Raw genomic sequence first — 21,839 nt, 5'->3', positions numbered from 1 at the left:
AGGACACTGAGGGCACGAAGAAAACCAAAAGAATTTTCGAAGGCCTGGATCCGTTGGGCCGGACGAAGGCTATAAGTCCGCGTACTTGGCGGGACTTGCCTGCACACACCCAGAAACCATCACGCGCCAATCCTCTCCAGCCAACACACCCGACTTTCTCCGTGTCCTCTGTGGTGCGAACGCCCCTCGCCCTACTTCGTGCCTTCGTTATACAACCGCCCTTGGTCTTTCTCGGCTGCCGCTGCCCGGCGCCCGCAGCGACCCGCGTTATTCAAAAACCGCCGCGATCTGGGCGAGGCGCTGTCCGGCCGGCGTATCGCTCTTTCCTGCCGCCGCGACCGCATCGCGGTATCCGGCAACCAGCTCCGGCACCACAGCAACCACCTGCTTGCGCCGCAGGCGACCAGCGCCGGTGACCGGCCAGGTCGCGCGGAAGTCGCAGTTATCCAGCGCATCGCAGACCCACAGGCTCCACTCGTGACGGGTTACGTCGATCTCGTGCTGGCGGATCACCAGGCGATAGACATGCTGGGCATCCATGTCCGCCATACCCACCCCGGGGCCGACATGTTCCACCTGCAACTCGCTGGCGAGCCGGTTCAGTTCCTGCTCCAGCGCGGCCAGGGCCTGATCGACCTCCGCGTTCAACGTGCCACCCGCCGCGGCGGCGGCAACCAGGGGACGGAGGGACTCGACTTCGAACTCGCTGCTCATGCTGCGTACACTCCCGGGATTCGGACCAGAAACGCCCCGGGGGTGCCGGGGCGCGCGCAACCTTAGCACGGGAGCCCCCCTTCATGAATCATCCCCCGATCGCGCTGACCATTGCCGGCTCCGACCCTGGCGGTGGCGCGGGCCTGCAGGCCGACCTCACGACCTTTACCCGGCTCGGTGTGCACGGGGCCACGGCGGTGACCGCGATCACCGTGCAGGACACCCGCAACGTGGTGGGCTTCACCGTACTCCCGCCGGAGCAGCTGCGCGCCCAGATCGAGGTGACGCTGACCGATCTCGAGGTCGCCGCGATCAAGGTCGGTATGCTCGGCTCGGTCGACAACGTCACCGCAGTCTCCACGCTGCTGGCTGCGCACCCGCACATCCCGGTGGTGCTGGACCCGGTGATGGTCGCCGGCGGCGGCGGGGCGCTCGCGACCGAGGCCGTGGTGGACGCGACCCGCGAGGCCCTGCTGCCGCGTGCGACCCTGATCACCCCCAACGGACCGGAGGCCGCGCGCCTGGCCCGGACCGACGATGCCACACAGTGGGGCCAGCAGCTGCGCGAACGGGGCGCGGCCAATGTGCTGGTCACCGGCGGCCACGCGGGCAGCGGTGACGAAGCGATCATCAACCGCCTGTACCGCGAGGACGGGCATATGCGCGCCTTCGAGCTTCCGCGCCAACCGACCGGCTTCCACGGCTCCGGCTGCACCCTGGCCGCGGCCATCGCCGCCTTCCTCGCGCGCGGGCGCGACCTGGAACCGGCGGTAATCGAGGCCCAGGCCTTCATGAACGACGCAGTCGCCCGCGGCTACGCCCCCGGCCACGGCCAGCACGTCCCCAACCGGCTGTGCCCCCATGACGCCTGAGCGTGACTCGCGGCTGCGCGGGCTCTATTTCATCACCCCGGCCGTTTCGGCGGGCGCGGACCCGCGCGCCACCCACCTCGAAAACAGCCGGGCCGCGCTGCGCGGCGGGGCTCGGCTGATCCAGTTCCGTGACAAGACCCTGCCCAATGATGCACGCGAGGCCATCGCCCGCGAACTGGTTGCCCTCGCTCATGCGCACGGCGCGCTGTGCATCATCAACGACGACACCGAGCTGGCCGCGCGCGTCGAGGCCGACGGGGTACACCTCGGGCGGGACGACCCGGACCCGGTCGCGGCCCGCGCGCGGCTCGGCCCCTGCGCAGTGGTCGGCGTCTCCTGCTACAACGAGCTGAAGCGGGCTGAAGCCGCCGTGCGGGCCGGGGCCAACTATGTCGCCTTCGGCACGATGTTTGCTTCCCCGACCAAGCCCGAGGCGGCGTACGCCGGGCCGGAACTGATCCGGCGCGCACGCGCGGCCCTGGACCTGCCGATCTGCGGCATTGGCGGCATTGCCGCGGACAATGCCGCCGAGGTCGTCGCGGCCGGGGCAGACCTGGTCGCCGTGATCCAGGGCATCAGCGCCGCACCCGACCCCGAGGCCGCCGCGCGACAGATAAGCGAACTGTTCGACTGATCTCTTTGCACCCGCCCGCGGCCGTCGCTATGGTTGCCGGGCCTACCGAACCCCGAACTCAACGAAAACAGGACACCGTCATGCAGGAAACCGAGCGTCTGTTCGAGGCCGCCAAGCAACATATCCCCGGCGGCGTGAATTCCCCCGTTCGCGCCTTCAAGGGCGTGGGCGGGACCCCGATCTTCATGGACCGCGCCAACGGCGCCTACATGTGGGACGCCGACGGCCAGCGCTACATCGACTACATCGGCTCCTGGGGCCCGATGGTGGCCGGTCACGCCCACCCCGAGGTGATCGAGGCGGTGCGCGAGGCCTGCAACAACGGCCTGTCCTTCGGCTGCCCCACGCGGCTGGAGAACGACATGGCCGCCAAAGTCTGCGAGCTGGTGCCGTCGATGGACCTGGTGCGCATGACCAACTCGGGCTCCGAGGCGACCATGAGTGCGATCCGCCTGGCGCGTGGCTACACCGGGCGCGACCGCATCGTGAAGTTCGAGGGCAACTACCACGGTCACGGCGATTCCCTGTTGGTGAAGGCCGGCTCCGGCGCCCTGACCCTCGGCCAGCCAAGCTCCCCGGGCGTGCCCAAGGAGCTGGCCGCGCTGACCAGCACCCTGACCTACAACGACCCGGACGGCCTCCGTGCCTTCTTTGCCGAGAAGGGCGACGAGGTTGCCTGCATCATCGTCGAGCCAATCGCCGGCAACATGAACTGCATCCCGCCGGAACCGGGCTTTCTCGAGACCCTGCGCGAGGTCTGCGACCAGCACGGTGCGGTACTGATCTTCGACGAGGTGATGACCGGCTTCCGGGTGTCGAAGAACTGCGCCCAGGGCTACCTGGGTGTGACCCCGGACCTGACCACGCTGGGCAAGATCATCGGCGGCGGCATGCCGGTGGGGGCGTTCGGCGGCAAGCGCGCGATCATGGAGCAGCTCTCCCCGCTGGGACCGGTCTACCAGGCCGGCACCCTGTCCGGGAATCCGATCGCGATGACCGCCGGGCTGAAGACCCTGGAGATCCTGTCGCGCCCGGGCTTCCACGACGAACTGGAGACGCGCACCAAGAAGGTCGTCGCGGGCTTCGAGGACGCCGCGCGCGAGGCGGGTGTAGCCCTGACCACCAACCAGGTCCCGGGGATGTTCGGCCTGTTCTTCAGCGAGTCGAAGGTCACCGACTTCGCCGGCGCCACCGCCTGCGACACCGCCGCCTTCGGTCGCTTCTTCCACGCCATGCTGGGCGAGGGCGTCTACCTGGCCCCCAGCGCCTTCGAGGCCGGCTTCATGTCCAACGCCCACTCGGACGCCGACCTCGACGCGACCATCGAGGCCGCACGCAAGTGTTTCAAGGCGCTCTGAGCGCGCTCCCGCCTCCCCTGCCCGGCGAGCCGGCGAGACCCCAGCGGTCTGCCGGTCCGCTGCGCGCTGACCCGCTACTCGCCGCTACGCACGAATGACCGAGACACTGATCCAGTCACCGCTGGTGCTGGGGCTGCTGTTCGTGGCGCTGGGCCTGGTCGCCGGCATCCCGGCCGGCATGTTCGGCATCGGCGGCGGGCTGATCCTGGTGCCGGTATTCGTCGCCGTATTCAGCCTGCTGGCCTTCGACTCGGCCAGCCTCGTCCAGCTCGCGGTCGGCTCCTCGCTGGGCGCGATCATCCCCACGGCGATCCTGTCGGCACGCGCCCACCACCGCCGTGGGGGCGTGGACGGCCCTGCCGTGCGCCGGCTGCTGCCCGGCATCATCGTTGGCGCACTGATCGGCGCCTGGCTGGCCACGCGCATCGACTCCGACCACCTGGGCCGCATCTTCGGGGCCTTCGAGGTAGCAATCGGCGTCTGGATGCTTCTAAACGTCCAACCGCCGGAGGCGCCAGTACCTCGACGCAGTGTCTGGCTAGGCGGGGGTACCATTATCGGGGCCATCTCCTCGTTGATCGGCATCGGGGGCGGCACGCTGACCACGCCGTTTCTGGTCAGCCAGGGCCTGGGGCTGCGCCGCGCGATCGGCTCGGCCGCAGCCCTTGGCGTGCCCATTTCCGTCGGCGCCAGCCTGGTGTTCGTCCTGCCGCAATGGACCGATCCGGCCTATCAGGCACCGGAATGGGCACTCGGCTATCTCTACCTTCCGGCCATCCTCGGCGTCGTGATCGGCACATCCATCAGCGTACGCGGTGGCGTCTGGCTGACGCATCACCTGCCGGTCGCCCATCTCCGCCGCGGCTTCGCCGGCATCCTGATCCTCGCCGGCCTCCTCATGCTCATCCGCTAGCACTTGCCCCCCCGCCGGCCCCTCCCCCGCTGTAGGATGCCGATGAGCGAAGCGAATCGCATCGGTACGGCGACTGCCCCACAGCTTGAGGCTGATCCAGGTTCGTCCACTGTGTTTACACCGGCTTCGGTCCACCACATGCCAGGTGGTGGCTGGCCCTGGTTCATCACCCGGTGTTTACGGTGGCTTCGCTCCGCTTACTGCCCGGCGCTGACTCGCCAGCGCTCGGCAGGCGGCCAGACGACGGCACGTAAACACCGGAGGACGAACCAGGGCCAGCCACCAACTGCGTTGAGGGTCAGGCGATGAGGCGGGTGGCGAGGGCGAACCACAGGGGCAGGGTGACCAACGACAGCGCAGTGGTCAGCGTGACCGCGGCCGCGTAGAGGCCGGTATCCAGGCGGAAGCGGTCGCAGAACACCAGCCCCAGGACCATCGCCGGCATCGCCGCTTCCAGCACCGACCCGATACCGGGCACGCCCCCGAGGCCGGTCCACAACACCAGCCCCAGAGCAAAGACAGGGGCCAGGATCAACTGGACCACTGCCACCACGGCAAGCGGCCGGGCATCGCGGCCCCGAAAACGAGTGAACACCAGCGCCAGCCCCAGCGAGAAGAGCATCAACGGTGCCACGCTGTCGGCCAGGAACCCGAGAAACACGTCCAGCCAGTCAAGCAGCGGGACGCCGGCGAGATTCAGGCCCACGCCGACGGCCGCCGCCCAGATGGACGGCACCGCCGCCAGGCCTCTGAGCGGGCTCCCGCCCCCGTACAGACGCACCGCCTCGGGATCGCCGTAACGCCGCGCCAGCAGCACCCCCAGGGTCAGAACCAGGGGGAGGCAAGCGAACAGGTCGTACTGGATCGCCACCGCGCGCCCGGCCTCGCCGAACAGGCTGTCGAGTACCGGCAGGCCAAGATAGGTGGCGTTGGGCCAGGCCGCCGCCAGCAACATGGCCCCGATGGCGGCTCGTTCGGCCATACAGATCCGACAGGCCATCAGCGTGACCCCCACCATTGCCAGCACCGTCAGCCCGGCCACCAGCGCGATGCGCAGGGAGTCCAGGCCCAGCGGGGCAACCCACAGGACCTGGAGCACCAGCGCCGGCAACAGCAGGTAGTAGACCAGGGTGGTCAGGACGCGACGTGTGGTGTCCGCATCCAGGCCGCCAGGCTGCAGGGCCCGCCAGACCACACCGGCGACAATCAGCGCCCCCATCTGGGTCATCACGCTCAGCATGACGGGCCTGCATCCTCGGGAAACGGGGGCATGATGAAGGCATCCTTTCGCACTTGGCGGCAGGGGTTCGGGCCTGAAGGCGTCCATTCTACGGCCCCGGCCCACGCCCTACACGAAAAAACCCGGCGGAGCTGCAAGGCTCGGCCGGGTTGGGTCCCGCGAAACATGCCCGCGGGGGACGTTCTGCCGAGGCGACTTACGCGCCTCCGGCCTGTTCCTGTTCCTGCTGCTGGCGCTCGACGTCCGCGCGCACCTGCTCCATGTCCAGTTCGCGCACCTTGCCCAGCACCTCGTCCAGCTGGCCGGCGGAGAGCACGCCCGGCTGCGAGAACACGATGATCTGCTCGCGGAAGATCATCAGCGTCGGGATGGAACGGATCTGGAAGGCACCGGCGATGCCCTGCTCCTCGTCGGTGTTTACCTTGGCAAAGACCACGTCGGAGTGCTTTTCCGAGGCTTCCTCGAAGGTCGGGGCGAACTGCTGGCACGGCCCGCACCAGGGGGCCCAGAAGTCCATGATGACGATGTCATTCCCGGTGATGGTGGATTCGAAGGTGTCCTGCGTGAGTTCCTGAACGGCCATGTTGGCGGGCTCCGGTTAAAAATGTACCGAAACCTTACCAGCCTCGCCGCGAGCTTTCAGGATTTCGATGCTGCGAGCATGGCCGCTCGCAGGCGCTCCAGACGCTCGATGGGATCGTCCGCCTCCAGGAGTTGCTGCTTGATCTCGAGATCGATCGGCAGCAGTTCGGTCAACCGCGCGGCCACCCAGGTCGAATCGTCGAAGCGGCGTTCAAGGTGCGACCATGGCGTTCCCAACTGGTCCAGCAAACGCTCCAGCAGGTCCGCCAGGGAAGCGTAGTCGACCGGCAGGCTGACCTCGGGATATTCCGGCAGCGGCTCCACCTCGCCCAGCCACAGGCCGTCTTCGGCGCGCCGGGCGTTGTGGATCACCCGCCGGCCCTCACCCTTCACCAGGATCCCCAGCAGGCCGTCCGGGCGCTGGTCCCAGTCCACGATGGTGGCCTCGGTCCCGACTCCGTAAAAGCCCGCGGAGGGATCCGTCTCGGCCGGGAGTTCCCCGGATTGGCGCTCCGGTTCTGTGGCCACAATGACGAAACGGCCATCGTCGCGCAGGCAGCGGCGCACCATATCGAGATAGCGGGTCTCGAAAATCCGCAACGGTAGAAGCCCCTCGGGGAACAGCACCGTATTGAGCGGAAACAGCGGCAGCGTGGTCATGCGTCCTCTCCCGGCATTGGCGCATCACCCCAGCGCGGCACCAGGGCGTGCTCGACATCGAGATGATCCAGCACCCGCGCCACCATGAAGTCGACCAGTTCGTCGATGGACTGTGGCCGGTGATAGAAGGCCGGGTTGGCCGGCATCACCACTGCGCCCATGCGCGCCAGGCGCAGCATATTCTCCAGGTGGATCTCGGAGAACGGCGTCTCGCGCACCACCAGCAGGAGTTTGCGCCGTTCCTTGAGCACGACGTCGGCGGCGCGCTCGATCAGTCCCCGGGAGGCCCCGGTGGCAATCGCCGACACCGTCGCCGTAGTGCAGGGGCAGACCACCATGGCCTCCGGCACGGCCGAGCCACTGGCCACCGGGGCCGTCCACTGCTCGGCGCCGTAACAGCGGATCTGGTCGGGCGCCGCCCCGCAGTACGCGCTGAAGTAACGCGCGATCTCGGCCGGGCGGCCCGGCACGTCCAGGTCCGTCTCCAACGCGAGGACCACCTGGGCGGGCTTCGACAACATCAGGTGCACCTGTACGCCGGACTCCACCAGGCACTGCAGCAGGCGCAGGCCATAGGGAGCCCCGGAGGCCCCGGTCAGGGCCAGCGAGATACTGCGCGGGCGATCGCTCATGCGGGGGTTCCCTGCAGGGCCTCGATCAGGCGCAGGTGCAGCCCGTCGAAGGCTCCGTTGCTCATGATCACCAGCGTATCGCCAGTGCGCACCGACGCAAGAATCCCCTGCAGCAGGGACTCGATATCACGCGCCACGGACAACTGCTCGCCGAGTTGCCGCTGCAGGCCGTCGCTGGACCAGTCGATCTCCGGTGCGTGATACAGATGCACCGCGTCGGCCTGCGCCAGGGCCGCGCCCAGAGCCTCCGCATGCACCCCCATGCGCATGGTATTGGAACGCGGTTCGAGGATCGCCACCAGGCGCCCGCCCGGCGCGACCTGCCCGCGCAGGCCCTCCAGGGTCATGCGGATCGCGGTGGGGTGATGGGCAAAGTCGTCGATCACCCGGATGCCCTCGATCTCGGCGCGCAGTTCCTGGCGCCGGCGCACACCGCGAAAGCCCGGAAGCGCCGCGATCCCGGTGGTCAGGGGCACCCCGGCATGACGCGCCGCACCGAGGGCAGCCAGGGCATTGGCCAGGTTGTGCCGTCCGCTCATCGACCACGCGACCTGTCCCACCACGGCCCCGTCCGCCAGCACCTCGAACTCGGAGGCGTCGGCGTTCAGCGGACGCGCGGCCAGTGCGGTGCCCGCCCCCGACTCGGGGTCGGCACTCAAGTATTCCACCGGGGTCCAGCAACCCATTTCCAGCACCCGCTCCAGCGCGGCATCGCCCGCCGGCACCAGGATGCATCCCTGCCCCGGAACCGTGCGCACCAGATGGTGGAACTGCCGTTCGATCGCCGCCAGGTCCGGATAGATATCGGCGTGGTCGAATTCCAGATTGTTCAGGACCAGGGTACGCGGCCGGTAGTGGACAAACTTTGCCCGCTTGTCGAAGAAGGCGCTGTCGTATTCGTCGGCCTCGATCACGAAGAACGGGGCGTCCCCCAGGCGCGCGCTGACCCCGAAGTTGCCGGGAACCCCGCCGATCAGGAAACCGGGGGTCATCCCGGCATCTTCCAGGATCCAGGCCAGTAGGCTGGCGGTGGTGGTCTTGCCGTGGGTACCGGCTACCGCCAGCACCCAGCGATCGCGCAGGAGGTGCTCGCCCAGCCACTGCGGTCCCGAGGTGTAGTCCAGCCCGCGATCCAGCAGGGCCTCGATGACGGGCATGCCGCGCCGCATCACGTTGCCGACCACGACCGGTCCCGTGTCGGGCAGCGTCGCCGGGTCGTGCCCCTCGTGGTAGGCAATACCAGCCTGCTCCAGCTGATCGCTCATCGGCGGATAGAGCTTCTGGTCGGAACCGGTGACCGTGTAGCCCCGGGCGCGAGCCAGCTGGGCCAGGCCGCCCATGAAGGTGCCCCCGATGCCAAGGATGTGCAGGCGTTCGGCACTCACTGGAACAGCCCGATCGCGGTCTGGGTGACCGCGCTGGAGGCCACAATATAGCCGAGGGCGATCAGCATCCCGACCAGGCGCATGCCCAGCGCCAGGGCCTGCTGAAGAATGTGACCGAATACAAGCAGCAGCCAGGCAAAGAGCACCAGCATCCCGAGGAGCAGGCCGGTGGAGACCTCCTCGGGATCGCTTGCCGGGTCGGGGCCGCCTGCCAGCAGCATCAGCAGCGCCATCAGCAGGCCCAGCACCGCGCCCGTTCCCGCCATCGCCATGAAGGTCTGTCGCCAGCGGTCCGGCACCCCCCGCAGGCTCAGCACGATCACGACGAAGGCGTACAGGACCACCAGGTCCATCACGTTCAGCGCCAGCGCCTGCCCGAAGCCGTACAGCGGGACCCCGATCACCATGCCGGCGATCAGGGCGATGCCGACCCAGAAGACCAGCGTGCCGTTATCGGCGGGCAGGTCCTGCGGCCCCTTCTGCAGGCGCAGGAGGTTCAGCATCGCGGCGAGGCCGTTCAACGTTCGATCTCCTCGGCCTCCAGCGCCTCGAGCTCCTCCAGTTCGTCCAGCATGGCGTCGGCCTCGTCATCCGGCCTGCCACCGCGCACGAGAAACTCCCGGCGCTGCAGGTAGCCCTGGCGCATGGCGATGTAGGGGTCATCGGAGAGCTGTTCCAGCATGCGCTCGGTCGGGATCAGACCGGCACGCATGTCGACCACATCCAGCACAGTCAAGCCGCCCCACCAGCCGGCGTGATCGCTGCGCAGATTGGTGTGGTAGAGCGGGTTGGTGTAGCGGTCCACCAGCCGCGCGGGCGCATCCCGGGCCGTGCTGGGACCGAGCAGGGGCAACTGCAGATAAGGACCCCGGGCGACGCCCCAGGCCCCAAGTGTCTGGCCGAAGTCCTCGTTATGCTTTTCCAGCCCCATGGGCGAGGCCACGTCGATCAGCCCGAACAGCCCGAAGGTCGAATTGAACATGATGCGGCCGGTGTCCGATGCCGAATTCTCCAGATTGCCCTGCAACAGGTTGTTGAACAGGACCGTGAAGTCGTCGAGGTTGGAAAAAAAGTTGCCGACCCCGGTCTGAACCGGTTGTGGAAGGCGCCGATACTGCACCGCCGCGGGGCGCAGCAGCGACTCGTCGAAGTCTTCGTTGAACTCGAACACCGCCCGGTTGTAGGACTCCCAGGGGTCGTCAGGGTGGCGGTCTTCGCTGGGCACTGTCGCGCAGCCGGTCAGACCAAGGAACATCAGGGCCAGGAGGCCGGGTCGCAAGCGGGAGACAACGGACATGTGATTCCTTTTTCAATCCGGCGCCGGGCCGGTTTCGCATGGACCGCGCGGACAGGCGGTCGTTCGGCGCACCAGTGCCGCGCATCCTTCAGGACCCGATGATCGGGTGAATGTCCGCCTTGCCGGCCAGCCCGACCTGACCCCGGCCCTGATCCTTGGCCTGGTAGCAGGCGCGATCGGCCGCCACGAACGCCTCGTCGACGCCGGGCACCTCTGGACCCAACTCGACCACGCCCACCGAGGCGCCAATGGTGACGTCCCGGGCCTCCACCTGCAACGGGCGATCCGCGAGGGCCGCGCAGATCCGCTGGCCGAGGATACGCCCATACTCGGCATTGGTGTCACGGGCAATGATCGCAAATTCGTCGCCCCCGATCCGCGCCACGGCGTCATGACCGCGGGTCAGCTGACGCAACACATGGGCAACTTGGCGCAGCAGCTCGTCACCGACCCGATGGCCATGGAGATCGTTGACCTCCTTGAAATAGTCCAGATCCACGAGCAGCAGGCTGGCCACGGCGCGATTGTCGCGGACGGCATCCATAGCCATCTCCAGCTCGCGCTCGAAGGCGCGCCGGTTGAGCAGGCCAGTCAGGCCATCGTGACTGGCCTCGTGTACGAGGCGATCCACCAGCCGGCGCTCCTCGGAGACGTCCGTCAGCACCAGCAGCGTGCGCACCGAACTGCCAGCCACCGGATCCAGGGCCGTGCGGGCAATGCGCACGATCAGTTCATGGCCGTCGCGACGGACCAGGCGCGCATCCGAACGCTCGCCCAGGGCCTGTTCGAGCCGGTCACCCCGGGCATCGTCCGGCAGCAGGGGGCGGTTGGTACCCAGCTCGCGCAGGTCAAGAAGATGGTCCAGGGAGCAGCCCAGCACCTGGTCACGCGTCAGGCCGGCCAGCTCGCGGGCCGCCGTATTCACATAGGAGATCCCGCCGCGGACGTCGAGGGTGATCACCGCGTCCGGAATCGCCTCCATGCTGCGCTCCAGGTTGCGCCCGGAACGACGCACCCGGGCGTGCACCCGCGAGACATACAGCAGCGCCAGCAGCGCCACCGCCGCCAGCCCCGAAACCAGCCACAGGAGGTTGGCGCGCAGCCAGTCCTGGATGTCGAAGGGCTGCGGCGCGTACAGCCCGACGCCCAGCTCGTGCATCAGTCCGTGCACGTCCTCGTAGGAACGGGGCGCGGCCCAGCCGCCAATGCCGGCCGCCTGGCTGGCGGGATGTCCCTCATCCAGCGAAAGGATCGCCAGCAAAATCGCGCGGGCCAGCCCGGCATCCAGATCTCCGCGCATCGACAGGGGCCACTCGGGATACAGGCGGGTGCTTGCGCGGTAGTCAAACGACGGAAAGGCGCGCTCGCCGACCACACGGACCTGCTCGACTCGCGGGTCGCCGCGCGCCTCCAGATCCTCCAGGATGCCGGTACGGAAGGTCGCGGCATCGACCTCCCCCTGCAGCACCCAGTCCAGTCCGCGACCGACCGGGAAGCCGGTAAACACCAGCGATGCCAGGTCGGTCTCGATATCCAGTCCGGCCGCCTGCAACTCGCGCCAGGTCATCCACCAGCCCCCGAAGGCATCGGGATGCACCGCGGACAGGCGCTGACCGCGCAGGTCGGCAAGTTCCACCAGGTCTTGGCGATCGGCCCGCGCGATCACGACCGCGCCGAAGCGATCCTCGTCACGGCCGACCTCCCGCGGCTGCATGGTCGCGATGCGTGAGATCCCGTGCTGCTGTTCCAGCATCACATAGGACCCGCTGTTGGTCAGGATCAGGTCGAAGCGATCTTCCGCCACCGCCGCCTGCAGCGCGTCGTTGTCCACCGGTTCGAGCTCGAAGTAGGCGCCTTCCACCTGCTCCGACAGGTACTCGGCGAACGGGGTCCACTGGCTGCGCGCGACATCGTCCCCGCGATGGGCCAGAACGCCCAGCACCAGACGTTCCTCGCTCGCCGCGGCATCCCCTCCGTCCGCAGCCGGGACCGCGTGCGGGGCAAACCCGCCGAACACGAGAAGCAACAGGCCCAGTCGTCCCAGCCAACCGGGTCCGGAGCACGTCCACCGTTTGCTCCCGGACCGTCGGGACTGGAAGCCGGGGGCCGTCATGTCATGTCGGCTTTCGGTTGCGGCTGGCGGCGATGCGCAGGCGCAGCGCGTTGAGGCGGATGAAACCCTCGGCGTCCTTCTGGTCGTAGGCCCCGGCGTCGTCCTCGAAGGTGGCGATGGCGTCGTCGAACAGGGTGTCTTCGGAGCGGCGACCGGCGACGATCACGTTGCCCTTGTACAGGCGCAGGCGCACCTCGCCGTTGACCACGCCCTGGGTGTCGTCGATCGCCGCCTGCAGCATGCGCCGCTCCGGGCTCCACCAGTAGCCGTTGTAGATGATGCTGGCGTAGCGCGGCATCAGCTCGTCCTTCAGGTGCGCCGCCTCGCGGTCCAGGGTGAGGGACTCCAGCGCCCGGCGGGCCTTGAGCAGAATGGTGCCGCCCGGGGTCTCGTAGCAGCCGCGCGACTTCATGCCGACATAACGGTTCTCGACGATATCCAGCCGGCCCACGCCGTGGGCGCCGCCACGCTCGTTGAGCTTCGACAGGAGCGCCGCCGCACTCAGGCGCGCGCCGTTGATCGAGACCGGATCACCCTTCTCGAAACCGATGGTCAGGGTCTCGGATTCATCCGGCGCGGCCTCGGGGGAGACCGACCAGCGCCACATGTCCTCTTCGGCCTCGGTCCAGGGATCCTCCAGCGGACCGCCTTCGTAGGAGATGTGCAACAGGTTGGCATCCATGGAGTACGGCGACTTGGTACCCTGCTTCTTGTAGTCCACCGGGATATTGTGCTGCTCGGCGTACGCCATCAGGCGCTCGCGCGAATTCAGGTCCCATTCGCGCCAGGGGGCGATCACCTGGATGCCCGGCTTCAGCGCATAGGCACCCAGCTCGAAACGCACTTGGTCATTGCCCTTGCCGGTCGCGCCGTGGGCGATGGCATCGGCCCCGGTCTCCTCGGCGATCTCCACCAGGCGCCGGGCGATCAGCGGACGCGCGATGGAAGTCCCCAGCAGGTATTCGCCCTCGTAGATCGTGTTGGCGCGGAACATCGGGAATACGTAGTCGCGCACAAAGATTTCGCGCAGGTCCTCGATGTAGATTTGCTTCACGCCCAGGGCCTCGGCCTTGGCGCGTGCCGGCTCGACCTCCTCGCCCTGGCCGAGATCGGCGGTGAAAGTGATGACCTCGCAGCCATACTGTTCCTCCAACCACTTGAGAATGACCGAGGTGTCCAGCCCGCCCGAGTATGCGAGGACGACGCGATTGATCGAGGAACTCATAAGAATGCCAATCCTTGTCTTAACGTGAAGATATAGTCGTTTTCGTGACCGGCGTCACTACCACGCCGGGGTCGCGGAGGGGTCGGCCGGGGACGCCTCGGGCCCCGAGTCGGCGCTTTCGGCCTCGCCCGCGCTGGCGGATGGCAGCGGGGCTGGGGCGTCGTCGACGCCCGACAACGCCCCGGGGTCCAGCCACCAGATATCGCTACGGCGCGAAGCCCGCCGCGCACCATCGGCCGCCGGATCCACGCCGGAGGCCTCGATCTCGACGGCCCCAGCGGAGACGCCGGTCTCCACCAGCGCCGCGCGCACAGCCTCGGCGCGATCGCGGCTCAGGGCCCGATTGATCTCCAGCGGGCCCTCGGCATCCGTCCACCCGACCACCCGGATGCGCGGGGCATCACCCGCAGCCGTCAGCACGCGGGCCGCCCGCTCCAGAACCTCGCGCGCTGCAGCATCCAGCCGGTGGCTGCCAGTGTCGAAATAGACGCTCCAGCGGTCGAGGGCCCCCGCGTCGGGAGTCGCGGGCGGCGCTTCATGCTCCCCGTAACAAGCCCGGAAGTCGCGGGCCCGCAGGGCGAAGCGAATGCCCCGAAAGTGCACCGTCTCGTCCCCGCCCGGGAAATCGATGCGCACGTCATGGCCAGCCAGCAGGCGGGTCTTCAATGGCTGGGCGAAGGTCTGGGGAATGCGGAACAGGCGATCGTCACGTGGTTGCAATTGCAGGTCCAGCGGTGCCTCGGTCGCCGGGCGCAGCCACTCCGGGGCCCCAGTGCGCAGGCGCGGCGCGGCCCCGTCCGGCATCGGATAGGGGGCGCGCCAGAAGGCCGCGGTCACCAGGCCCGGCCGGGCCTCGAAACGCAGTACACCGCCATGACGGACGCCCTGTTCGATACGACAGGCCGCATCGTCCTCGGTCAGGTGCCAGTCACTGCGTTCCAGCGGCTCGCTGTAAGGTTCGGCGCCCGCCGTGGCCATGCCGGCCCCCAGTAGCAGGCCCGGGAGTACGCAACGCAACCACTGGCGCAGGGCGAACATGGCCCGCTAGCGCTTCTTCGGCGGCAGGATGTCGGTGATCGAACCGTGCGCGGCCTCGGCGGCAAACGCCACCGTCTCGCTGAGGGTCGGGTGCGGGTGGACCGTCAGGCCGATATCCTCCATCTCGGCGCCCATCTCCAGCGCCAGCATCGCCTCGCCGATCAGGTCGCCGGCGGACGGGCCCACGATGCCGGCTCCGATCACGCGATCATCGGCGTCGAACAGCAGTTTGGTCATGCCGTCCTCGGCGCCCAGCGCGATCGCCCGGCCGGAGGCGGCCCAGGGGAACACCCCCTTGGTGTATTCGATGCCGTCGGCCTTGGCCTGCTCCTCGGTCACACCCATCCAGGCGACCTCGGGGTGCGTGTAGGCAACCGACGGGATGGCGCGGGCATCGAAGTGCACCTTGTGACCGGCAATCACCTCGGCGGCCACCTTGCCCTCGTGGGTGGCCTTGTGTGCCAGCATTGGCTGGCCGACGACGTCGCCAATGGCGAAGATGTGCTCAACGTTGGTGCGCTGCTGGCTATCGACCTCGATGAAACCGCGCTCGCTCACCTGCACACCTGCCGCTTCGGCCTTGATCTTCGCCCCGTTCGGGCCGCGGCCCACGGCGACCAGCACGCGATCGAAAGTGTCCTCTTCCGGCAGCCCCTTGGCCTCGCCCTCGAACTGGCAGACAATCCCGGCCTTGGTGGCCTTGGCACCGGAGACCTTGCTCTTCAGGAAGATATTCTCGAAGCGCTTCTTCGCGCGCTTCTCGAAGGGGCGCACGATGTCGCGGTCCGCGCCCGGCATCAGGGTGTCGGACAGCTCCACCACCGTGACCTTGGAACCCAGGGCCTCGTAGACACAGGCCATCTCCAGGCCGATGATGCCGCCGCCGACCACCAGCATGCGGTCCGGGATCTCCGCCAGGTCCAGCGCGTCGGTGGAATCCATCACCCGCTCGTCGTCCCAGGGGAAACCGGGCAGCTTGATCGCCTGCGAACCGACGGCGATGATCGCGTGCTCGAAGCCGATCACCTCGCGGCCGTCATCGCCCTCCACCGCGATGCTGTTGGCGCCGGAAAACTCGCCCACGCCCTGTACCACACGCACCTTGCGCTGTTTGCACAGCTGCTTGAGCCCGCCGGTCAGCTTCTTGACCGCGTTGCCCTTGTAGCCGCGCAGCCCGTCCAGGTCGATCTCCGGCTCGCCGAACTTGATGCCCAGGGCGGCGAAGCGCTCCGCCTCGTGCAGCACCTCGCCGGCATGCAGCAGCGCCTTGGACGGGATGCAGCCGACGTTCAGGCACACGCCGCCGATCTGCGGATAGCGCTCGACCATCACCACGTCCAGGCCCAGGTCCGCAGCGCGGAAGGCGGCGGTATAACCGCCGGGGCCGGAACCCAGCACCAGCACCTGGCACTGGCTGTCGGTGTTCGGGTCGGCGGCCGCCTTGGGGGCCGCCGCCTTTTTCGGCTCACTCGCGGCACCGGACTCCGCCTTCGCGGATTCGGCCTTTTCGCCGCCGCCGGCCGCCGGCGCATCCGCGCCGCCCGCGGCCTCGCCACTCCCCTCGAGATCCAGGAGCTTGCTGCCCTTGGACACCTTGTCCCCGACCTTCACGTGCAGCTTCTTCACCGTGCCGGCCTCGGGGGCGGGCACGTCGATGGTCGCCTTGTCGGACTCGAGGGTGATCAGCGGGTCTTCCGGCGCAATCTCGCTGCCCGGCTGCACCAGGACCTCGATAATCTCGACGTCCTTGAAATCCCCGATGTCCGGGACCTCGATGGTCTTGGTCTGGCTCATCCAATCGCTCCGGTTCGAATTCGCTTAGGGAAACACTGATCGATGTACGCGTTCGCGCTCGAGTCGCTATTGCGTGCTGACAAGGCGCGGTGAGCGCAGTGTAGCCGAGCTACATACGCGAGCCGCAACGCCGTCAGCGGGCAATAGCGGCCGAGCCCCGTCATTCAATAATTTGTGGGGTTGGTGCCCCATGTTCCCCGATCCTGCGTTGCGGCCCTTGCCGGTAGAACCACTACCGGCTACGAACCGCGCCTGGTCTCGGAAAACATGGGGCACCAACGCGAACGTGTACATCGATCCGTGTTTCCCTACAGCAGCATGCGGCGCATGTCGGACAACAGCCCGCTCAGCGTGGTGGCGAAGCGCGCGCCCAGTGCGCCGTCGATCACCCGGTGGTCGTACGACAGTGCCAGCGGCAGGATCAGGCGCGGCTCGAACTCCTTGCCGTTCCACACCGGCTTCATGCTGGAGCGCGACACGCCCAGGATCGCGACCTCGGGGGCATTCACGATCGGGGTGAACTGGGTGCCGCCGATCCCGCCGAGGCTGGAGATGGTCAGGCAGCCGCCCTGCATGTCGGCCGGCTTCAGCTTCTTGTCGCGGGCGCGCTGGGACAGGTCCATCAGCTCGGAGGCGATGTCGACCAGGCTCTTGCGGTCCACGTCGCGTACCACCGGGACGACCAGACCGTCCGGGGTATCCACCGCGATGCCGAGGTTGTAGTACTGCTTGATGATCAGGTTCTCGCCGGTCGCGTCCAGCGAGGCGTTGAAACGCGGGTACTGCTTGAGCGCGGAGACCACCGCCTTCATCAGGAATGGCAGGAAGGTGACCTTCACGCCCTTCTTTTCGTACTCGGCCTTCAGCGACTTGCGGAAGTCCTCGAGCTCGGTGATGTCGGCCTCGTCGAACTGAGTCACGTGCGGGACGGTGACCCAGTTGCGGTGCAGGTTCTTGCCGGTGAGCTTGTTGATCTTCGACAACGGCTGGGTCTCGATCGGCCCAAACTCGGAGAAGTCGATCTCCGGCATCGGCTCGACCCCCAGCCCGCCACCGGCGCCCTGGCTCAAGGCGCGCTTGACGAAGCCCTGCACGTCCTCGCGCAGGATGCGCCCCTTGCGCCCGGATCCGTCGACCTTGGTCAGGTCCACGCCCAGCTCGCGCGCAAACTTGCGCACCACCGGCGAGGCATGGGCCTTGCGGAAGGCCGACTCGTCACGGATGTGCTCGGTGGGCGACGGGCGCGGGTCGGCCCGGTCGGCGGACTTCGGTGGCTCGGACTTCTTCGACGGGTCAGTCGCGGGCCCCGCCGCGGCCTTCGCATCCGCGGAGGACGACGCCTCCTGTGGCGCCTCCTGTTTCGGTGCCTCCTCCTTGGCGGAAGTGTCCTCGGCGGCACCCTCGTCGGAGGGTTCCAGTTCCAGGATCGGATCGCCCTCGTTGACGCGGTCGCCGGCCTTCACCTTGAGCGCCTTCACGGTCCCGCCCTGCGGGGCCGGGATCTCGATGGAGGCCTTGTCCGATTCCAGGGTGATCAGGGGATCCTCCGGGGCGATGGTGTCCCCGGGGTTCACGATCACCTCGATGATCTCGACGTCCTTGAAGTCACCGATGTCCGGTACGTGCACGGTAGTCGTGTTGCTCATGTCTGCTCCTGCCTCGGTACCGGCGGCCTCAGGCCTGCAAGGGGTTGGGCCGTTCGACGTCGATCTTGTACTTCTTGATCGCGTCGGACACGGTCTTGGCCTCGACGGTCCCGGCGTCGGCCAGGGCCTTCAGGGCCGTGACCGCGATGTGGTACCGATCGACCTCGAAGTGCCGGCGCAGCGCCGCGCGGGTGTCCGAGCGGCCGAAGCCGTCGGTGCCCAGCACGCGGTAGTCGGCCGGCACGAAGGCGCGGATCTGATCCGCGTAGGCCTGGACGTAATCAGTGGCGGCGACGACCGGGTCTTCCGATCCACCCAGACATTCTTCCACCCAGGACGTGCGCGGCTTGGCCTCCGGGTTCAGCCGCGCATGACGCTCGGCATCGCGGCCGTCGCGGGCCAGCTCGTTGAAGCTGGTCGCGCTCCAGACCTCGGCGGCCACGCCGAAGTCCTTGTCCAGCATTTCGGCCGCGGCAATGGCCTCGCGCAGGATGGTCCCGGAACCCAGCAGGCGCACCTTCTTTTTCTTGCGCCCGCCGGCCTGCAACCGGTACAGGCCGCGACGGATGCCTTCCTCGGCGCCCTTCGGCATGGCCGGCTGCGGGTAGTTCTCGTTCATCACGGTGATGTAGTAGAAGACGCTTTGCTGCTCCGCGTACATGCGGCGCATGCCGTCCTGCACGATCACCGCCAGCTCGTAGGCGAAGGTCGGGTCGTAGGCGATGCAGTTGGGCACGTTGGCCGCCATCATCAGGCTGTGGCCGTCGTCGTGCTGCAGGCCCTCGCCGGCCAGCGTGGTGCGCCCGGCAGTCGCCCCCATCAGGAAGCCGCGCGCGCGCATGTCGCCGGCGGCCCAGATCAGGTCGCCGACCCGCTGGAAACCGAACATCGAATAGAAGATGTAGAACGGGACCATCGCCACGCCGTGCGTGGAGTAGGACGTGGCTGCGGCGATCCAGGAAGACAGGGAGCCGGCCTCGTTGATCCCCTCTTCCAGGATCTGGCCCTTCTTGTCCTCCTTGTAATACATCACCTGTTCCTTGTCCTGCGGCTCGTAGAGCTGGCCGACCGAGGAATAGATCCCCAGCTGGCGGAACAGCCCCTCCATGCCGAAGGTTCGCGCCTCGTCGGGCACGATCGGGACCACGTTCTTGCCGATCTTCTTGTCGCGGGCAAGCAGGGTCAGCAGGCGCACGAAGGCCATGGTGGTGGACATCTCGCGCTCGCCGGAGGCCTCCAGCAGGCCGTTGAAGACATCCAGACCGGGCACTTCGAGCGGCGTGGCCAGCGGTCGGCGCACGGGCAGGTGGCCGCCCAGGTCCTTGCGCCGGGCGTGCATGTACTTCATCTCGTCGGAGTCGGGGTCCGGCTTGATGTACTCGGCCTTCTCCACCTGCTCGTCGGACAGCGGGATATTGAAGCGGTCGCGGAACTGCTTCATGTCGTCCGCGTCCATCTTCTTCTGGCTGTGGGTGCGGTTCTGGGCCTCGCCTGCCGCGCCCATGCCATAGCCCTTCACGGTGTGCGCGAGGATCACGGTCGGCTCTCCCTTGTGTTCGGCCGCCGCCTTGTAGGCCGCATAGACCTTGACCGGATCGTGCCCCCCGCGGTTCAGGCGCCAGATGTCCTCGTCGGACATGTTGGCCACCATGCGCTTGAGTTCGGGGTACTTGCCAAAGAAGTGCTCGCGCACGTAGGCGCCGTCACGCGACTTGTAGTTCTGGTAGTCGCCGTCGACCGCCTCCATCATACGTTTTTGCAGCAGGCCGTCGGTGTCCTTGGCCAGCAGCGGGTCCCAGTAGCGGCCCCACAGGACCTTGACCACGTTCCAGCCGGCACCGCGGAAGATCGCCTCCAGCTCCTGCACGATCTTGCCATTGCCGCGCACCGGGCCATCCAGGCGCTGCAAGTTGCAGTTCACCACCCAGGTCAGATTGTCCAGCTTCTCGCGCGAGGCCAGGGTGATCGCCCCCAGGGTCTCGGGCTCGTCGACCTCGCCGTCACCGACGAAACTCCAGACGCGGCGGTTCTCGGTCTGCGCCATGCCGCGATCCTGCAGGTAGCGCATGAAGCGCGCCTGGTAGATGCTCATGATCGGGCCGAGCCCCATGGACACCGTCGGGAACTGCCAGAAGTCCGGCATCAGCCACGGGTGCGGGTAGGACGACAGGCCCTTGCCGTCGACCTCGCGGCGGAAGTGATCCAGCTGGTCTTCGGTCAGGCGCCCCTCCATGAACGCGCGGGCGTAGATGCCCGGCGAGGAGTGACCCTGGGCAAACAGCAGGTCACCGCCGTGGTCGTGCGACGGGGCATGCCAGAAGTGGTTGAAGCCGACGTCGTAAAGCGTCGCGGCAGAGGCAAAGGTCGCGATATGCCCACCCAGCTCGGCCGAGGCGCGGTTGGCCTTGACCACCATCGCCATCGCGTTCCACCGGATGTAGGAACGAATACGATGCTCCACCGCGCCGTCACCCGGATACTCGGGTTCGAGGTGCGTGGGGATGGTATTCACATAGGCGGTGTTGGCGGAATACGGCAGGTAGGCCCCACTGCGGCGCGCCTTGTCGACCAGGCGTTCAAGGAGGGCATGCGCCCGCTCGGGGCCATCCGTCTCCAGCACGGAGGCCAGGGCGTCAATCCACTCCTGGGTCTCCTGCGGGTCGATATCGTGTTCGGTCGCGTTCGGGTCCATGCGTTCTACCCCTGAAGACGGGTTGGGAATCGGGTTGCCCCTACCGGGCCGGGCCACCGGGCGGCCGGGCATTTGCTACCATGCGCCGGTGTCAGGCGGGCATAAAAGGCGCAAGTATCCCGACTGTGCTGCCAACAGGTCAAGCGAAAGCCTTCTATGGCGCCGATCGTCGGGGAAATCTGCGGGAACGTGCGCAAACCTCCAGCAATCCGCCCAAGGCGGCGAATCACGGGCCAGCGCCCCGCCTGAGACTGTCCGCATCCCGAATCACCGCCCCACCCGAAACCGAGTACCCCAATGCCCGAATCCCTGCAGCTGGACCCCAATCACCGCCCGATGGCGAACCGCTTCCGCGGCTTCCTCCCGGTGGTCGTCGACGTGGAAACCGGCGGCTTCGACTGCCGCCGCCACGCGCTGCTGCAAATCGCCGCGGTATTCCTGCGCCGGGACGCCAACGACCACCTGATGCGTGACCGTACGGTGAGCCTGCATGTGCGCCCGTTCGAGGGATCGGAGCTGGACCCGAAGTCACTGGAGGTCAACGGCATCGACCCCTACCACCCTCTGCGGGCGGCCTGGCCCGAGGATCAGGCAATGGGCAAGCTGTTCAGCGAAGTGCGCCGCGAGGTGAAGGTGAACCACTGCAAGCGCGCGGTGCTGGTGGGGCACAACGCCCACTTCGACCTGGGCTTCGTGCACGCGACGGCCGAACGCTGCGGGATCAAGCGCAACCCGTTCCACCCGTTCAGCAGCCTGGATACCGTATCCCTGTCGGCGCTGGCCTTCGGGCAGACGGTGCTGGCACGGGCGGCGGATGCCGCGGGACTGGGATGGGACACCGAGGCGGCGCACAGCGCGGCCTTCGATGCGGAAAAGACGGCGGACATTTTCTGCCAGATCGCCAACCGCTGGCAGGACGGGATCGGCGTACCGCAACACGCGCTGCGCCTGCCCGACCCGGAAGAACTCCCGCCCGGGAGCTGACGCAAGCCCGCCTTGCGCGTATGCCGGGAAATCGCCGCGGCACCTGGCGGGGCCTCGCGA

18 protein-coding genes and 1 pseudogene are annotated in these 21,839 nt (G+C 67.7%); 5 read left to right on the top strand and 14 right to left on the bottom strand.

Annotated elements, in window-relative coordinates; translation table 11 throughout:
* Positions 1–267: 267 nt before the first annotated feature.
* Complete coding sequence (locus tag ACESLR_RS05190) at positions 268–714, bottom strand: hypothetical protein (RefSeq protein ID WP_373024642.1); 447 nt, start codon at positions 712–714, stop codon at positions 268–270.
* Positions 715–797: 83 nt separating this feature from the next.
* Between ACESLR_RS05190 and thiD the strand changes: the two genes are divergently transcribed.
* The 4 genes from thiD to ACESLR_RS05170 all read left to right on the top strand — a co-directional run bounded on the left by thiD (position 798) and on the right by ACESLR_RS05170 (position 4,491).
* Positions 798–1,586, top strand: coding sequence for a bifunctional hydroxymethylpyrimidine kinase/phosphomethylpyrimidine kinase (gene thiD, locus ACESLR_RS05185; protein ID WP_373024643.1), 789 nt, complete (start codon positions 798–800; stop codon positions 1,584–1,586).
* A complete protein-coding gene (gene thiE / locus ACESLR_RS05180; protein ID WP_373024644.1) occupies positions 1,576–2,220 on the top strand; it encodes a thiamine phosphate synthase in 645 nt (214 codons plus the stop codon). The genes thiD and thiE overlap by 11 nt, the downstream gene beginning before the upstream one ends.
* An 80-nt stretch (positions 2,221–2,300) precedes the next feature.
* A complete protein-coding gene (gene hemL, locus ACESLR_RS05175) occupies positions 2,301–3,578 on the top strand; it encodes a glutamate-1-semialdehyde 2,1-aminomutase (protein ID WP_373024645.1) in 1,278 nt (425 codons plus the stop codon).
* A gap of 94 nt (positions 3,579–3,672) precedes the next feature.
* A complete protein-coding gene (locus ACESLR_RS05170) occupies positions 3,673–4,491 on the top strand; it encodes a sulfite exporter TauE/SafE family protein (protein WP_373024646.1) in 819 nt (272 codons plus the stop codon).
* A gap of 298 nt (positions 4,492–4,789) precedes the next feature.
* Here the strand turns inward: ACESLR_RS05170 and ACESLR_RS05165 are convergent, their stop codons facing one another.
* The 13 genes and pseudogenes from ACESLR_RS05165 to aceE form a co-directional block, all read right to left on the bottom strand.
* Entirely contained in the window at positions 4,790–5,731 is a 942-nt protein-coding gene (locus ACESLR_RS05165) for an AEC family transporter (RefSeq protein ID WP_373024647.1), read from the bottom strand.
* Positions 5,732–5,927: 196 nt separating this feature from the next.
* Positions 5,928–6,314, bottom strand: coding sequence for a thioredoxin (trxA, locus tag ACESLR_RS05160; RefSeq protein WP_373024648.1), 387 nt, complete (start codon positions 6,312–6,314; stop codon positions 5,928–5,930).
* 56 nt (positions 6,315–6,370) lie between these two features.
* Positions 6,371–6,973 (bottom strand): LON peptidase substrate-binding domain-containing protein, encoded by a 603-nt coding sequence (locus ACESLR_RS05155; protein ID WP_373024649.1) that lies wholly within the window; start codon positions 6,971–6,973, stop codon positions 6,371–6,373.
* Positions 6,970–7,605, bottom strand: a complete 636-nt coding sequence (locus ACESLR_RS05150; protein WP_373024650.1) for a flavin prenyltransferase UbiX — start codon at positions 7,603–7,605, stop codon at positions 6,970–6,972. The genes ACESLR_RS05155 and ACESLR_RS05150 overlap by 4 nt, the downstream gene beginning before the upstream one ends.
* Complete coding sequence (mpl, locus tag ACESLR_RS05145) at positions 7,602–8,990, bottom strand: UDP-N-acetylmuramate:L-alanyl-gamma-D-glutamyl-meso-diaminopimelate ligase (protein WP_373024651.1); 1,389 nt, start codon at positions 8,988–8,990, stop codon at positions 7,602–7,604. The genes ACESLR_RS05150 and mpl overlap by 4 nt, the downstream gene beginning before the upstream one ends.
* Positions 8,987–9,511 (bottom strand): hypothetical protein, encoded by a 525-nt coding sequence (locus tag ACESLR_RS05140; RefSeq protein ID WP_373024652.1) that lies wholly within the window; start codon positions 9,509–9,511, stop codon positions 8,987–8,989. The genes mpl and ACESLR_RS05140 overlap by 4 nt, the downstream gene beginning before the upstream one ends.
* Entirely contained in the window at positions 9,508–10,287 is a 780-nt protein-coding gene (locus tag ACESLR_RS05135) for a VacJ family lipoprotein (protein WP_373024653.1), read from the bottom strand. The genes ACESLR_RS05140 and ACESLR_RS05135 overlap by 4 nt, the downstream gene beginning before the upstream one ends.
* Before the next feature lie 88 nt (positions 10,288–10,375).
* Entirely contained in the window at positions 10,376–12,400 is a 2,025-nt protein-coding gene (locus ACESLR_RS05130; RefSeq protein ID WP_373024654.1) for a diguanylate cyclase domain-containing protein, read from the bottom strand.
* A gap of 1 nt (position 12,401) precedes the next feature.
* Positions 12,402–13,625, bottom strand: a complete 1,224-nt coding sequence (locus tag ACESLR_RS05125) for an argininosuccinate synthase (RefSeq protein WP_373024655.1) — start codon at positions 13,623–13,625, stop codon at positions 12,402–12,404.
* A 57-nt stretch (positions 13,626–13,682) separates the two neighbouring features.
* Positions 13,683–14,663 (bottom strand): OmpA family protein, encoded by a 981-nt coding sequence (locus ACESLR_RS05120; protein ID WP_373024656.1) that lies wholly within the window; start codon positions 14,661–14,663, stop codon positions 13,683–13,685.
* 6 nt (positions 14,664–14,669) lie between these two features.
* Positions 14,670–16,457 (bottom strand): dihydrolipoyl dehydrogenase, encoded by a 1,788-nt coding sequence (gene lpdA / locus ACESLR_RS05115; protein WP_373024657.1) that lies wholly within the window; start codon positions 16,455–16,457, stop codon positions 14,670–14,672.
* Positions 16,458–16,765: 308 nt separating this feature from the next.
* Positions 16,766–18,130: pseudogene (aceF, locus tag ACESLR_RS05110) on the bottom strand (dihydrolipoyllysine-residue acetyltransferase); the annotation flags it as partial.
* 1 nt (position 18,131) lies between these two features.
* Positions 18,132–20,795 carry a pyruvate dehydrogenase (acetyl-transferring), homodimeric type gene (aceE, locus tag ACESLR_RS05105; protein ID WP_373024658.1) on the bottom strand — a complete coding sequence of 888 codons (2,664 nt, stop codon included), beginning with the start codon at positions 20,793–20,795 and terminating at the stop codon, positions 18,132–18,134.
* A 297-nt stretch (positions 20,796–21,092) separates the two neighbouring features.
* Between aceE and rnt the strand changes: the two genes are divergently transcribed.
* Positions 21,093–21,779 (top strand): ribonuclease T, encoded by a 687-nt coding sequence (gene rnt / locus ACESLR_RS05100; protein ID WP_373024659.1) that lies wholly within the window; start codon positions 21,093–21,095, stop codon positions 21,777–21,779.
* Positions 21,780–21,839 lie beyond the last annotated feature (60 nt).

Origin of the sequence: Thioalkalivibrio sp., from assembly GCF_041685615.1 — a bacterium.
In the GTDB taxonomy this organism is placed as follows: Bacteria; Pseudomonadota; Gammaproteobacteria; order Ectothiorhodospirales; family Ectothiorhodospiraceae; genus Thioalkalivibrio.
The sequence above is the reverse complement of the archived record's forward strand: the minus strand, read 5'-3'. Positions and strand labels throughout refer to the sequence as shown.